At 42.5% G+C, this 13788-nt stretch carries 14 protein-coding genes; 5 read left to right on the top strand and 9 right to left on the bottom strand.

The window, feature by feature from the left end:
• The 5 genes from ABS766_RS13765 to ABS766_RS13745 form a co-directional block, all read right to left on the bottom strand.
• Positions 1 to 1137, bottom strand: coding sequence for a hypothetical protein (locus ABS766_RS13765; protein WP_408085773.1), 1137 nt, complete (start codon positions 1135 to 1137; stop codon positions 1 to 3).
• A 20-nt stretch (positions 1138 to 1157) separates the two neighbouring features.
• The gene (locus ABS766_RS13760; RefSeq protein WP_408085772.1) at positions 1158 to 1856 is read right to left on the bottom strand and encodes a hypothetical protein; all 699 of its coding nucleotides are present in this window, start codon (positions 1854 to 1856) and stop codon (positions 1158 to 1160) included.
• Positions 1853 to 2404, bottom strand: a complete 552-nt coding sequence (locus ABS766_RS13755) for an RNA polymerase sigma factor (RefSeq protein WP_408085771.1) — start codon at positions 2402 to 2404, stop codon at positions 1853 to 1855. The genes ABS766_RS13760 and ABS766_RS13755 overlap by 4 nt, the downstream gene beginning before the upstream one ends.
• 126 nt (positions 2405 to 2530) lie before the next feature.
• Positions 2531 to 2668, bottom strand: coding sequence for a hypothetical protein (locus ABS766_RS13750; RefSeq protein WP_408085770.1), 138 nt, complete (start codon positions 2666 to 2668; stop codon positions 2531 to 2533).
• A complete protein-coding gene (locus tag ABS766_RS13745) occupies positions 2649 to 3590 on the bottom strand; it encodes an oxidoreductase (protein ID WP_408085769.1) in 942 nt (313 codons plus the stop codon). The genes ABS766_RS13750 and ABS766_RS13745 overlap by 20 nt, the downstream gene beginning before the upstream one ends.
• Before the next feature lie 98 nt (positions 3591 to 3688).
• Between ABS766_RS13745 and ABS766_RS13740 the strand changes: the two genes are divergently transcribed.
• A complete protein-coding gene (locus ABS766_RS13740; protein WP_408085768.1) occupies positions 3689 to 4030 on the top strand; it encodes a winged helix-turn-helix transcriptional regulator in 342 nt (113 codons plus the stop codon).
• Between the two features lie 84 nt (positions 4031 to 4114).
• Here the strand turns inward: ABS766_RS13740 and trxA are convergent, their stop codons facing one another.
• The 4 genes from trxA to ABS766_RS13720 form a co-directional block, all read right to left on the bottom strand.
• Positions 4115 to 4435: a thioredoxin gene (gene trxA, locus ABS766_RS13735; RefSeq protein WP_408085767.1), complete on the bottom strand. Its 321-nt coding sequence runs from the start codon at positions 4433 to 4435 to the stop codon at positions 4115 to 4117.
• Between the two features lie 126 nt (positions 4436 to 4561).
• Positions 4562 to 9067, bottom strand: coding sequence for a DNA polymerase III subunit alpha (gene dnaE / locus ABS766_RS13730; RefSeq protein ID WP_408085766.1), 4506 nt, complete (start codon positions 9065 to 9067; stop codon positions 4562 to 4564).
• A gap of 205 nt (positions 9068 to 9272) precedes the next feature.
• On the bottom strand, positions 9273 to 9653 hold the full coding sequence (locus ABS766_RS13725) for an RNA recognition motif domain-containing protein (RefSeq protein WP_408085765.1): 381 nt from the start codon (positions 9651 to 9653) through the stop codon (positions 9273 to 9275).
• Positions 9654 to 9833: 180 nt separating this feature from the next.
• Positions 9834 to 10310 (bottom strand): DUF6252 family protein, encoded by a 477-nt coding sequence (locus ABS766_RS13720; RefSeq protein WP_408085764.1) that lies wholly within the window; start codon positions 10308 to 10310, stop codon positions 9834 to 9836.
• Positions 10311 to 10541: 231 nt separating this feature from the next.
• Here ABS766_RS13720 and ABS766_RS13715 point away from each other — a divergent pair, with 231 nt between their 5' ends.
• The 4 genes from ABS766_RS13715 to ABS766_RS13700 all read left to right on the top strand — a co-directional run bounded on the left by ABS766_RS13715 (position 10542) and on the right by ABS766_RS13700 (position 13741).
• A complete protein-coding gene (locus ABS766_RS13715) occupies positions 10542 to 11090 on the top strand; it encodes a 30S ribosomal protein S16 (protein ID WP_408085763.1) in 549 nt (182 codons plus the stop codon).
• A gap of 14 nt (positions 11091 to 11104) precedes the next feature.
• The gene (rimM, locus tag ABS766_RS13710; RefSeq protein WP_408085762.1) at positions 11105 to 11632 is read left to right on the top strand and encodes a ribosome maturation factor RimM; all 528 of its coding nucleotides are present in this window, start codon (positions 11105 to 11107) and stop codon (positions 11630 to 11632) included.
• Positions 11633 to 11759: 127 nt separating this feature from the next.
• Positions 11760 to 12464 carry a tRNA1(Val) (adenine(37)-N6)-methyltransferase gene (locus tag ABS766_RS13705; protein WP_408085761.1) on the top strand — a complete coding sequence of 235 codons (705 nt, stop codon included), beginning with the start codon at positions 11760 to 11762 and terminating at the stop codon, positions 12462 to 12464.
• A gap of 98 nt (positions 12465 to 12562) precedes the next feature.
• Positions 12563 to 13741, top strand: a complete 1179-nt coding sequence (locus tag ABS766_RS13700; protein WP_408085760.1) for an acyl-CoA dehydrogenase family protein — start codon at positions 12563 to 12565, stop codon at positions 13739 to 13741.
• Positions 13742 to 13788 lie beyond the last annotated feature (47 nt).

Raw genomic sequence — 13788 nt, 5'->3', positions numbered from 1 at the left:
TTACAAATCAAACCTAACCCCAAACGATATTGGGCGCCCTTTGATTTCGGAATGCTCAAACAACGGGTTGAGCTGATATTTGACAAACAGGCTTAATGAGCCTATCCCTACATAAGCATTTAGCCCATAAATAAACGGATTCACATTATAGTCGGCGCGGTACTTATCGGTAATCTTGTCACCATTTTGTTTGTATTGCAGCTTTTGCACCGTACCGGTATTAATACCTGCAAAACCTCCAATGCCTACTTTAAAACTCGAACTGGTATCATAACGGAAATGATCTTTATATTCTTTTTTTTCAGAAGGGCCAAACTCAAGGTAAAACGGGATAATAAGGTTTTCTGTCCTCAGGTTGGTTTTGCTTGTTAAGGTATTAGGATATTTTTCAAAAATGGTAGTGCCGCCATCATTCACAAAATAACGGTTATCTGTAAGTTTGTACATACCAAACTGATATGAAATACCATAGGAGAGCCTTAAAAAATTACTATCTTTTTTAAGCCTTGTTTTAAATGTGTAGCCTAACTCTATAAATCTGCTGCCCCATACTTTAAAAGGTTTGCCCAGATTTTGCCCGTTGCCTACCGCATTACCAAACCCTGAGGATATCACTACATCTGAATAGGTGCGTTTATCATATTTCTGTTTTTTTTTGCCTGCTTTATATTCTATACCAAACAAAGCACTCCCGTTCCTGTCATACGCATTACCAACCCCCAAAGCAATATAAGAGCCTGTATTAAGGTCAAACTGATAATTTACATCGCGTTGTATAAGTGCTATCTGGTTATCTATAATAGCTGTTTTGTTATCAATATTAAGCGCTGCATTTTTAGCCGCTTCTTCTTTAAGCGCTTTTGATTTTTCAGCTGTAATTTCGCCGTTTTCAAACTGGTCATCAATAGTTTCAATCTGCTTTTTCAGATTAAACTTTTCACTTTCTGTAATCTCCTGTTTTTCATCCTGCAGGCTTTCCAGCTTATATTTTTTATTACGCTCATAATACTCCCTGTTGCGTTGCTCCTGCCTTTGCTCCCATTTTGTTTTGGTAGTATCTTTACTAACCTGTGCGTTACTTTTTGGCACAGCAAGCCCTATCGCCATAATGGCGACCAAAAATAATTTAGTTTTCATAATTAAGTATTTAGGATTTTTTATTGCCCGTCTCTAACTGCAATACGGATTTTTTTGTATTTGAGTGAAAAAATATTCATAGCCTTATTGCGGTAATATTGATTCATTTCATTTTCTACTTCACTTAATAATAAAGAATCATTAGTAGCCTCTTTTTCCTGCTTATTTGCTGCCAGCCTGCCTGTGGCCTGTGTGAGTAAACGGTTTGCTTCGGTTTCAGAAGAAACAGTACCTAAATAATTCACAGGGTTTAAATTTAATTTTAAATGTGACGATACATTTTGTGATTCTGCCTGAATTGCAGAGATAAAAGCACGCTGCTTTATGGTTAGCTCCTCAGGCTGCACTGCCTTTTTAATAGTACGAGGTTCTGTTTGTACAACGGGCAGATTAATTGTATCAGCAGGTGTGTTTTTTACTGGCAGAGGCATATTGTTTTTACTATCTGACTGATTATTTTGAATGGGCTTTTCCGCTTCTACCACTTTAATATTCGCCGGAATAGCTATTTGCTGAGTATTATTTACAAACATAGTATAGGCAATTGCCGAAAGCAACAGCATACAGGCTGCCACGCTAAACCATATATATTTTTTATCTTTTTTGCTTTTATTACCTTCCCGGTTATGCATTACCCTTTCCCACGCATGTGCTGAGGGAGTAATTGTATTTTTGCCGAGCTTTTGGCGTAGCTGTTCATCTAAATTATATTTTTTCATACCCTTTTATTCTGTAGTACTGCTAACTGTTCCTGTAATCGTTTCCTGGCTTTAAAAAGCTGTGATTTTGATGTGTTTTCAGTTATATTTAATGTGTTGGCAATTTCTTTATGGTTATACCCTTCAATAGCATACATAACCAATACTGTGCGGTAACCTTCGGGCAGTTTATCTATTAAAAGCTGTAGTAAATCAACATCTAAATCAGGTTCGTTTACCATTACCGGGGCAGTTTCTGTAAACTCAGCTTCAGAAAACTGTATTTGCCGCCTGCCTCTTAAAAAATCTATAGCCTCACGCACCATTATACGCCTGAGCCAGCCCTCAAAACTACCTTCAAACCTAAATTTACCCAAGCTGTCTAACGCTTTAGTAAAGCCCTGAACCATTACATCTTCTGCATAATGCATATCTTTTATATAAAGCCTGCATACCCCCAGCATTTTTGCAGCATAACGATCATAAAGCATCTTTTCTGCCTTAGCATCCTTACGCAGCGCTTTTTTTACAAGTGCTTCATCTGTAGTATGTAGCTTTATTATCTTCAAATTAGTTGTTGACTATACCCTATAGACGGAATATGGTTTGACCAAGTTGCCCGGCATGTAATATTTTTATAAAAAAATACCCGGAAACACGAGTTTCCGGGTAATATACAGTATTATGAAATAAGATTAGTACAATGTTTTAAGGCTTTCAGCATCAAAAGGCTTTAATTGATCAAAATGCCCTGCTTTAACCTTTTGCACCCACTCAGGGTCATGCAGTATTGAGCGGCCCACTGCAACAAGGTCAAAATCGCCACGCCTCATACCTGCGTAACAATTCTTCTATGTCCGAAGCCTGGGCGCCCTGCCCCTGGAACGCCCCCATAAAATCGCCTGACAGCCCTACTGAGCCCACCGTAATGGTTGGCTGCCCGGTAACTTTTTTAATCCATCCGGCAAAGTTAAGGTCGCTGCCTTCAAATTCCGGCTCCCAGTAGCGGCGCTGCGACCCATGGAAGATATCTACACCTGCCTCTGCAAGTGGCATTAACCATTGTTCAAGTTCCTGTGGGGTATAGGCCAGCTTTACGGTAAAGTCTTGCTGTTTCCACTGCGAAATACGTAATATAATAACAAAATCAGGCCCTACAGCTTCGCGTACTGCTTTTACTACCTCAACCGCAAAACGGCTGCGTTCTTTTATGGTTTTGCCTCCAAAATCATCGGTACGCGTATTGGTACCTTCCCAAAAAAACTGATCTATAAGATACCCATGGGCACCGTGCAGCTCCAACGCATCAAAACCCAGGTCTTTAGCCGCTTTGGCAGCTTTGGCAAATGCTTTTATGGTGGCCTCTATATCATCTGTGCTCATACTGTCGGGACTTTCAAAAGGTGCAGGCGGCTCCCAGCCCTGCGGTGTGTTGCCCACATGCCATAGCTGTGGCGCTATTTTACCACCGCCTGCGTGTACTGCATCGGCTACTTTTTTCCAGTTGGCAAGGGCTTCATCGCCATAAAAGTTGGGTATATCTTTAAGGTTTTTTGATGACGGGCGGTCTATTACGGTACCCTCTGTAAGTATAAGCCCTACACCGGCAGCCGCCCGGCGGCTGTAATAATTGGCGATATCCTGATTAGGTATACCGTCTGTTGCAAAGGCGCGCGTCATGGGCGCCATCACAAAGCGGTTATCAAGGGTTAGGTTTTTGTATTGAAACGGGTTAAATAACGAAGCTAAACTCATTTTAATGTATTTATATATTTAAATGTATACAAATATACAACCGTTGGTTTATATTTGTAACCAATATCAGTTTAAAGTGGTAACCAAAAAGTAACCAAATGAAGAAAGATGTTTTTAGATATAACAGCTGCCCGGCATACCGGTCTATGGCTATACTTGGCAGCAAATGGAAACCTATAATAATTTATATGCTGCGTGAAAGGAAGGCCCGCTTTGGGCAGCTGCACGCTGCTATAGGCACCATAAGCAAGAAAGTACTTACCGATATGTTGAAAGAGCTGGAAACTGATGGCGTTTTATTGCGTGAGGAGTTTAAAGAACTGCCACCCCGGGTAGAGTATAGCTTAACAGAAAAAGGCAGCACGCTGGTACCTATTATTGTGCAGCTTGCCAGGTGGGATAATATGCACTATGAAAGCCTTACCACTACTGTTTCTTAACATGGTAAAAGGTTTTCCGGTGTAGTGAAATAAAAAATCCCGTTTGTTATAAACGGGATTTTTTATATAAAGCTTATAGGCTGCTTATGATAATAAAGCGTCTATAGCATCTGTATACGTTTGTTTAGGCGCAACACCTACCTGACGGCCCACTACCTCTCCATTTTGAAATACCAAAACTGTAGGTATGTTACGGATACCGTATTTAGCGGCAAATTCCTGATTGGCATCTACATCTACTTTACCTACTACGGCTTTGCCGTCATACTCCTTGCCTATTTCTTCGATGATAGGACCTACCATACGGCAGGGTCCGCACCATGCTGCCCAAAAATCTACTAATACGGGTTTATCTGATTTTAATACTACTTCTTCAAAAGTAGCATCTGTTATTGCTTGTGCCATATATATAAATATATTTAATGTTAATAGTAAAATGCTACTGCAAAAATAAACAATATAATCTAAAACTTAAGTTAAACGCATTTGTTTTAGTTATACGCGTATAGATTTTGCTTATTTACCTTATTATCAATTCAGTTTAAAATTAACCTGAAGCCTGTCCAGCTCCTGCAGTAACTCATTAGATATATTTACTTTCATTTTGCGGCTGGGCATAGTTAACCTGGTAACCACATGTACATCTTCCACATCGGTAACAATGCTTTCAACAGACTCTTCTTCAAACCCGTCTCCCGCAAAATCTTCCGGGCTTTCTTTATCCGGCACAGCAGTGGCAATAGCCACCTGACGGGTAACTTTTTCCAGTTCCATAACCTCAAAAGTAACCGGGTGGTCTCCCCTGCTGCCTTTTAACAACTCGTGCAGGCTGAGCAATATCTGTTCTTTCAGTTCTGCTACATTAAATTGTATTACCAGTTTTTTAGCAAAGGTGGTAAGCACATCCTGCAGGTACTGCACGGCCAAAAACTGCAGCCTTGGCTCTCCTTTTTTACCTTCGGCATTAACCCAGCCTTCACGCACCATTATTTTAATAAAAGTGTAGTTATTGGCGATGAGGAAATGGCGGAATTTTAAGTACTCTTCGCCAAATATGCGGAATTCATGGCTCTCGTCATACCCTTCCAACACGAAGGTTGCCCAGCCTTTATTGTTTTTAGTGGTACGGTGCTGCACATTTGATATTATGCCGCCAAAGCTCAGGTTTTTGTTTACATGGGCTTCCAGGTTTTTAAGCGTTTCCAGGCGGGAGTTGCAAAAGTAGCGCATCTCAAAACGGTAATCGTCCAGTGGGTGGCCCGATATATAAATACCTACCACTTCTTTTTCTCGGGCGAGTTTTTCCATAGTACCCCATTCTTCGCAGGGGGGCACTACCGGTTCGGGAATCTGTACTTCGCTTGCCTCGCCAAACAGGCTTACCTGGCTGGAGTTGGCGCTTTCCTGTGTTTTTGCCCCGTAGCGTATGGCTTTTTCAAGGAAGGAGATATTATCGCTTTGGTCCATGTGAAAATACTGTGCCCTGTGGGTATCCATAAAACAATCAAAACCACCGGCCAGGGCAAGGTTTTCAAACGCTTTTTTATTAGCGGCGCGCAGGTCTACCCGCTTGGCAAGGTCAAAAATAGAGCGGTAGCGACCTTCTTTACGGGTATCTACAATGGTTTGCACTGCCCCTGCCCCAACGCCTTTTACAGCACCCATACCAAAACGTACCGCACCTGTATCATTTACCGTAAATTTATAGAATGACTCATTTACATCGGGCCCTAACACCTGCAAGCCCATACGCTTGCATTCTTCCATAAAAAAGGTAACCTGTTTAATATCGTTCATGTTGTTACTGAGTACCGCCGCCATATATTCTGCCGGGTAATGCGCTTTTAGGTAGGCCGTTTGGTAGGCTACCCATGCATAGCAGGTAGAGTGGCTTTTGTTAAAGGCATAACTTGCAAAAGCCTCCCAGTCTTTCCATATTTTTTCAAGCACCGTTGGGTCATGCCCTTTTTCGGCAGCCTGGGCCACAAACTTGGGCTTCATTTTATCCAGTACATCCTTTTGCTTTTTACCCATAGCCTTACGCAGCACGTCGGCCTCGCCCTTGGTAAAGCCTGCCAGTTTTTGGGAGAGGAGCATTACCTGCTCCTGGTATACGGTAATACCATAGGTTTCTTTCAGGTATTCCTCACAGGCATCAAGGTCATACTTAATTTCTTCTTCGCCATTTTTACGGCGGATGAAACTCGGTATATATTCCAAAGGCCCCGGGCGGTACAAGGCATTCATGGCAATAAGGTCGGCAAATACGGTAGGCTTCAGCTCCTTCATGTATTTTTGCATACCGGGCGACTCATACTGGAATACCCCAACGGTTTCCCCCCTCTGAAAGAGTTCATAGGTTTTTACATCATCTATAGGAAATTCTTCGGGGTCCAGGTCTATATTGTGCTTGTATTTTACAAGCTTAACCGTATCTTTTATAAGTGTAAGGGTTTTTAACCCAAGGAAGTCCATTTTAAGCAACCCGGCACTTTCTACCACCGAGTTATCAAACTGGGTAACATACAGGTCTGAGTCCTTAGCTACTGCAACCGGAACAAAGTTGGTAATATCATCAGGGGTAATAATTACACCACAGGCATGTATACCGGTATTTCTTAAAGAACCTTCCAGCACTTTGGCCTGCTGTATAGTTTCGCCGCTTAAATCCCCCCCCTGCGCAAGGCTTATGAGCTCCTGCACACGTTCATATTCTTCAGACCGCAGGGCGCTGCGCAGCGCCGGGGCATCTAAATTAAATATTTTTGCCAGTTTCATATTCGGTATGAGCTTGGCAATTTTATCGGCTTCAAAAAGTGGCAGGTCAAGCACACGCGCTGTATCCCGAATGGATGATTTTGCCGCCATGGTACCGTAGGTAATAATTTGTGCTACCTGGCTGGCGCCGTATTTATTGATAACATAATCCATAACACGGCTGCGGCCTTCATCATCAAAATCAATATCAATATCGGGCATGGATATCCTGTCCGGATTCAGGAAACGCTCAAAAAGCAAATCATATGCAATGGGGTCTATATTGGTAATACCTAAACAATAGGCTACAGCGCTACCTGCCGCCGAACCCCTGCCCGGCCCTACCGATACGCCCATATTTCTTGCCTCGGCAATAAAATCCTGTACAATAAGGAAATACCCCGGGTAACCGCTGTTTTCTATGGTTTTAAGCTCAAAATCAAGCCTTTCCCTTATTTCATCGGTTATTTCTTTATAACGCTTTTTAGCCCCATTATAGGTAAGATAGCGTAAGTAGTTGTTTTCTCCGCGCTTACCACCGTCTGCTTCATCTTCGGCAACCTGGTATTCTGCCGGGATGTGGAATTTTGGCAGGAGCACGTTGCGGTACAGCGAGTAGGTTTCTATTTTATCTACTACCTCCTGTATGTTGGCAATGGCTTCGGGGAGGTCTTTAAACAAGGCCTTCATTTCGCTGCCATCCTTAAAATAATATTCGGTATTAGGCAACCCGTACCGGAAACCACGCCCACGGCCTTTTGGGGTAGCCAGTTTTTCGCCGTCTTTTACACAAAGTAAAATATCGTGGGCGTGGCTATCGCCTTTGCTTACATAATAGGTATTATTGGTGGCTACCATTTTTACATTATGCCTGCGTGCCAGTTTTATAAGGGTGGTGTTTACGCGGTCTTCATCTTCCTGCCCATGGCGCATCAGTTCTATATAAAAATCATCGCCAAAAACGCCTTTCCACCACAGCAGGGCTTCTTCGGCCTGGTTTTCCCCTATATTTAAAATTTTACCGGGCACCTCACCATACAGGTTACCCGAAAGCACTATAATATCTTCTTTATATTTTTCTATAACAGCCTTATCTATACGTGGCACATAATAAAAGCCTGCCGTGTAGGCTATAGACGACATTTTTGCCAGGTTGTGGTAACCATTCTTATTCTTGGCAAGTAATACCACCTGGTAGCCGTTATCTTTGCGCGACTTATCGGTATGGTCTTCGCATACAAAAAACTCGCAGCCTACAATAGGTTTCATAATAACCTCGGTGGGCTGTTCGCCGTTTTCAACAAGCTCTTTATTTTTAGCCTCGGCGGCTTTATTGTGGTTAAGCACATTGCTTACAAAATGGAATGCCCCCATCATGTTACCATGATCGGTCATGGCTACAGCAGGCATTTTAAGCTTAGCCGCAGCCTTTACCAGTTCCGGCACGCTAATGGTTGACTGCAATACCGAAAACTGTGTATGGTTGTGCAGGTGCACAAAATCTACATCGGTAATATCTACCTTAACCGCAGGCGCAATAGTTTCTGCAGCACCGGCGCCTTTTAGTTTTGCCAGGCGGCTGCGCACTTCATCACTTGCTTTTTTAAGATTGATGTGCTTTAAACCTATAAGCTGTATGGGCTGCAGGTTGTGCTCCCTGAAATCTCTAAAATACGATGCAGGCACATCCAGTTCTTCCGGCGTAAAAATATCGCGCTTAAGCAGTTCCAGAAAACAGCGTGTAGTGGCTTCAACGTCGGCTGTAGCATTGTGCGCTTCGGCAAAAGGCTCATTAAACAGGTACTGGTGCAGTTCTGTAAGGGTAGGCAACTTAAATTTACCGCCACGCCCGCCGGGGAGTTTTAAAAGTTCGGCTGTAATTTCGGTACAGGTATCCAGTACTTTCATGTTTGCGAGTGTAGACGCTACCCCCATACGGTAAAACTCGCTACCCATAATGTTGACATCAAAGCCTACATTTTGCCCTACTATAAATTTTGCCTTAGAAAGCGCAATGTTAAATTTTTCCAGCGCCTCTGCCAGGGCAACGCCCTGCTCATCGGCCAGCTCGGTACAAATACCGTGTATACGTTCAGAATCATACGGTATATTAAAGCCATCGGGCTTTACCAGGTAATCCTGGTGTTCTATAAGGCGCCCCATATCATCATGCAACTGCCAGGCTATTTGTATGCAGCGTGGCCAGTTATCGGTATCGGTTATGGGTGCATCCCAGCGTTTGGGTAATCCGGTTGTCTCCGTGTCAAAAATCAGGTACATAGCAACTAATGGATCTTTAAGAAGTTAAACGCCAATGAGGCTAAAAAAGTGCTTTATACAAAAATACATTTTTTAGCGGCATGGTGTTTAAAAGTTATAAACAGGGTGTTAATTTACCAATGCGGCAATTACTGCGCACCTACAGGAAAGGGCATAAAAAAACCGGCCTGTTGGCCGGTTTATGTAAATACCTGATAGTTATCAATTAGTATGAACCACCACGGTTGTAGCCACTGCCTCCACCACGGTTAAAACCGCCGCGTCCGCCACCATTACTACTACCTCCACGGCTGTCTCTGTTAAAGCCGCCGCGGTTACCGCTAAAGCTCCTTTTGTCAGTCTGTGGCCTTGGCTCAGATTTGTTAACCACTATTGCCCTTCCGCCTAATGTAGATCCATTCAGTTCTTCAATAGCCTTTTCGGCTTCATCATCGTTTGGCATTTCAATAAAGCCAAAACCTTTACTACGTCCAGTTTCACGATCTGTAATGATTTTTACAGAATCAACCGGCCCGTAAGCCTCAAAAGAAGCTCTTAAATCTGCCTCATCCATACTGAATGGTAGGCTTCCCACAAAAATATTCATAAAATAAAAGTTAATTGTTCCTGTTAAATAGGTGTTTTATACTCAATACAAATGTAAACTTATTTAGTTATAAAATGGTGATTTAAAAATATTTAATAAAATTTTAATACAAAAAAAATTTCACTATAACAAAAAACCTGCTTTTCAGCAGGTTTCAGGCTATAAACCATTTATAATTTTTTATTCTGTAATACCTAAAATCGGCACTTTATAAAATACACCCTGCTGAAAATACACATAATTTCCTTCAGTATCAACTGCGCTAAAACGAAAAGTACCGGTTACATAGCCTTCGGCTAGGTTAGTTTCCAAGGGGTTATCGCTAATAGTAATCTGTCCGCTGCCTATACCTGCCCCTGTTTCGTATTCTGAATTAAATGAGTCTATAAATAAGGTGTATGATGCTTTGCTGCTGTTATCAACCCCTAACTGATATGTTCCTGCGGTTATACTGGCGGTTTTTAGCACCAGGGTTTCAAAGCCGTTAGATGCCTGAATGGTGAGTGAATTGTCTCCCCCTTTTGTAGCTGTAAAATCAGTAGCTTTCCATAACACATCATCTTTAAGACCCTGCACGGCAGGGGTATTAAATTTCACATCTTCTTCACACGAGGTAAAAGCAGCCAACAACACAAAAAGTAACAAAAATTTTCTCATTATTCTATAGTTAGAAGGGGTAATTCAATTTTTTACAACGACAAAAATAGTTTTTTATAGAATATATCCTAATTAAAATAAAATAAATCACAATAAAAAATAATAAACGAAGTAAACTATCCCATTAAAAATCTTAAAATTAAACATTTTAAATTATTATACAATAAAGATTTATATATTTGCACCCTTAATTAACAGGGGTCGGGTACCCCACAATTTAATCATAAGATTATGCCTGTAAAAATCAGACTACAAAGACACGGTAAAAAAGGCAAACCTTTTTACTGGGTAGTAGCGGCAGACAGCCGTTCTAAAAGAGATGGTAAATTCCTTGAAAAAATAGGAACGTACAATCCAAACACCAATCCTGCAACTATAGACCTTAATGTAGACAGCGCTGTACAGTGGTTACACAATGGTGCACAGCCTACTGATACTGCAAGGGCTATACTTTCTTACAAAGGCGTATTGCTTAAACACCACCTTGACGGCGGTGTGCGCAAAGGGGCTTTAACCCAGGAACAAGCTGACGAAAAGTTTGCTAAATGGAACGAGGAGAAAGACGCAAAAATTAACGGAAAGAAAGAAAACCTTTCTTCTGCACAAGCCGAAGCGAAAGCAAAAGCGCTTGAGGCTGAGAAAAAAGTTAACGAAGACCGTATTGCTGCTGCAAAACAGGCTGAAGCCGATGCTGCTGCTGAATCAGCCGCCGAAGAAGCTACAGCTGAAGGTACTGAAGAAACTGCTTCTGAAGAAAACACAGAAGAAACCCAGGCTTAATTTTATATTGGCGCATGCATAAAGAAGATTGTTTCTACTTAGGTAAAATCGCCAAAAAATTTAGCTACAAGGGCGAGGTACTGGCCTGGCTGGATACCGATGACCCCGGGTATTATGAAGACATGGAATCGGTGTTTGTTGAAATAAACAAACACCTGGTTCCATTTTTTATTGAAAAAAGCCGCCTGCACAAAAATGACTTCCTGCGCATACAGTTTGAAGATGTAGACAGCGAAGAAGCTGCCGACCGCATTTTGGGCTGCGAATTATACCTACCCCTTACCATGCTGCCAAAGCTGGAGGGCGATAAATTTTACTTTCATGAAATTATAGGGTTTACTGCCGTAGATGAGCGCCTTGGCGACATTGGTATTATTACCGGCATAAACGATAACTCTGCACAGCCGCTTTTTGAAATTAAAAAAGGGGAAACAGAGATATTAGTACCCATGATAGATGATTTTATTGTAAAGATTGACCGCCCAAACAAACAGGTACTTTTAAATACTCCCGAAGGGTTGGTGGACCTTTACCTTAGTTAGTTCAGGTTTAAAGTTAGAAGCCCCTTGCCTGATAGCTTATTGCTGACAGCTAAAACATTTTTCATCTATTACTTATCATCTTACTTCTTCAATTTAAATATAAAATTCAAAATCTAAAATAATTAAGGTGTTCCGTTTTAAGCAATTTACCGTACAGCAGGATAAAACCGCTATGAAGGTGGGTACTGATGGCGTTTTGCTTGGCGCATGGGCACCTGTGGCACACAACCCTTATAATGTGCTGGATATTGGCGCGGGCACCGGGCTGGTAGCCCTTATGGTGGCGCAGCGGAGCAATGCAGAAATAGAAGCTATTGAAATTGATGGCAATGCCTATGAGCAATGTGTGGAAAATTTTGAAGCCTCCCCATGGGGCGACCGCCTGTTTTGCTACCACGCCTCGTTAGACGATTATATGGAAGAGTGGGAAGAAGAGTTTGACCTTATAGTGAGCAACCCACCCTTTTATACTGAAGATTATACCAGTGGCAAAACAGAGCGCGACCTGGCAAGGTTTGCCACATCATTACCTTTTGAAGACCTGGCCGAAGCCTGCGGCATACTGCTTAGCGAAAATGGTGTGCTTGCCGTTATACTGCCCTATAAGGAGGAAACCCGCTTCAGGATGCTGTGCCGCGAAGAAGGGCTGTTCCCTTTTAAAATCACCCATGTAAAAGGCACCCCCGAAACCGAAATAAAGCGCAGCCTTATGGCCTTTAGCCGCCATGAAACCAATGATATTGCTACAGATGAACTGGTTATAGAAACTGCACGCCACCAGCACACCCCAGAATACATACAACTTACCCGGGATTTTTATTTAAAGATGTAATTGCACGCCCCCACAGACCATATTTAAATATTATAACACTCAACTCTTGTTTTGTTACAAATCTGCATATCTTTGTAAGTAACACAAACAAATTTTTTATGAGACCCGACCTTTTTCAGGCACCTGACTACTATCAGGTTGATGACTTACTTACCGATGAGCATAAAATGGTACGCGACGCTGCCCGTGAGTGGGTAAAGCGTGAGGTATCGCCTATTATAGAAGATGCCGCTCAAAAAGCGGAGTTCCCAAAACAATTAATAAAAGGCCTTGCCGATATTGGCGCTTTTGGCCCCTATATACCCGAAGAGTATGGCGGCGCAGGCTTAGACCAAATTAGCTACGGGCTTATTATGCAGGAAATTGAGCGTGGCGACAGCGGGGTACGCAGTACGGCATCGGTACAATCTTCGCTCGTTATGTATCCTATATATAAATATGGTACCGAGGAGCAACGTAAAAAATACCTCCCCAAACTGGCCAGTGGCGAATATATGGGCTGTTTTGGCCTTACCGAGCCAGACCACGGCAGCAACCCCGGTGGCATGGTTACCAACTTTAAAGATAAAGGCGACCATTACCTGCTTAACGGCGCCAAAATGTGGATAAGCAATGCACCTTTTGCCGATGTTGCGGTGGTGTGGGCTAAAAATGAAGAGGGCCGTATACATGGGCTGATAGTAGAGCGTGGCATGAAAGGCTTTACTACGCCGGAAACGCACAACAAATGGTCGTTACGGGCATCGGCTACAGGCGAGCTTATTTTTGATAATGTAAAAGTACCTAAAGAAAATTTACTCCCTAATAAATCCGGCCTTGGCGCACCGCTTGGCTGTTTAGATTCTGCACGCTATGGCATTGCCTGGGGCGCTATAGGTGCCGCTATGGATTGTTATGATACGGCACTGCGCTACAGTAAAGAGCGTATGCAGTTTGATAAGCCTATCGGCGCAACACAACTTCAGCAGAAAAAGCTGGCGGAAATGATTACCGAAATCACTAAGGCACAACTACTCGCCTGGAGGCTGGGCACCCTGCGTAATGAGGGCAAAGCCACATCGGCACAAATATCTATGGCAAAACGCAATAATGTGGATATGGCTATTAACATTGCGCGCGAGGCACGGCAAATGCTTGGCGGTATGGGCATAACCGGAGAGTACCCTATTATGCGCCACATGATGAACCTGGAAAGCGTTATTACCTATGAGGGTACGCATGATATACACCTGCTTATTACCGGTATGGATGTAACAGGTTTAAGTGCTTTTAAGTAAAATTCAAAACCCTCATAACCTTAAATACGTATATGCATAAAAAGGGG

The sequence above is a fragment of the Flavobacterium rhizosphaerae genome, assembly GCF_046000445.1.
GTDB lineage: Bacteria > Bacteroidota > Bacteroidia > Flavobacteriales > Flavobacteriaceae > Flavobacterium > Flavobacterium rhizosphaerae.
Note: the sequence above shows the minus strand (reverse complement) of the source record. Positions and strands in the feature narration are given on the sequence as shown.

What these genes read in the sequence shown, in the direction of transcription:
- ABS766_RS13765 (WP_408085773.1), bottom strand. Translation starts at nt 1,137, where the DNA reads ATGAAAACTAAATTATTTTTGGTCGCCATTATGGCGATAGGGCTTGCT.
- ABS766_RS13760 (WP_408085772.1), bottom strand. Translation starts at nt 1,856, where the DNA reads ATGAAAAAATATAATTTAGATGAACAGCTACGCCAAAAGCTCGGCAAA.
- ABS766_RS13750 (WP_408085770.1), bottom strand. Translation starts at nt 2,668, where the DNA reads ATGAGGCGTGGCGATTTTGACCTTGTTGCAGTGGGCCGCTCAATACTG.
- ABS766_RS13745 (WP_408085769.1), bottom strand. Translation starts at nt 3,590, where the DNA reads ATGAGTTTAGCTTCGTTATTTAACCCGTTTCAATACAAAAACCTAACC.
- ABS766_RS13740 (WP_408085768.1), top strand. Translation starts at nt 3,689, where the DNA reads ATGAAGAAAGATGTTTTTAGATATAACAGCTGCCCGGCATACCGGTCT.
- trxA (WP_408085767.1), bottom strand. Translation starts at nt 4,435, where the DNA reads ATGGCACAAGCAATAACAGATGCTACTTTTGAAGAAGTAGTATTAAAA.
- dnaE (WP_408085766.1), bottom strand. Translation starts at nt 9,067, where the DNA reads ATGTACCTGATTTTTGACACGGAGACAACCGGATTACCCAAACGCTGG.
- ABS766_RS13725 (WP_408085765.1), bottom strand. Translation starts at nt 9,653, where the DNA reads ATGAATATTTTTGTGGGAAGCCTACCATTCAGTATGGATGAGGCAGAT.
- ABS766_RS13720 (WP_408085764.1), bottom strand. Translation starts at nt 10,310, where the DNA reads ATGAGAAAATTTTTGTTACTTTTTGTGTTGTTGGCTGCTTTTACCTCG.
- ABS766_RS13715 (WP_408085763.1), top strand. Translation starts at nt 10,542, where the DNA reads ATGCCTGTAAAAATCAGACTACAAAGACACGGTAAAAAAGGCAAACCT.
- rimM (WP_408085762.1), top strand. Translation starts at nt 11,105, where the DNA reads ATGCATAAAGAAGATTGTTTCTACTTAGGTAAAATCGCCAAAAAATTT.
- ABS766_RS13700 (WP_408085760.1), top strand. Translation starts at nt 12,563, where the DNA reads ATGAGACCCGACCTTTTTCAGGCACCTGACTACTATCAGGTTGATGAC.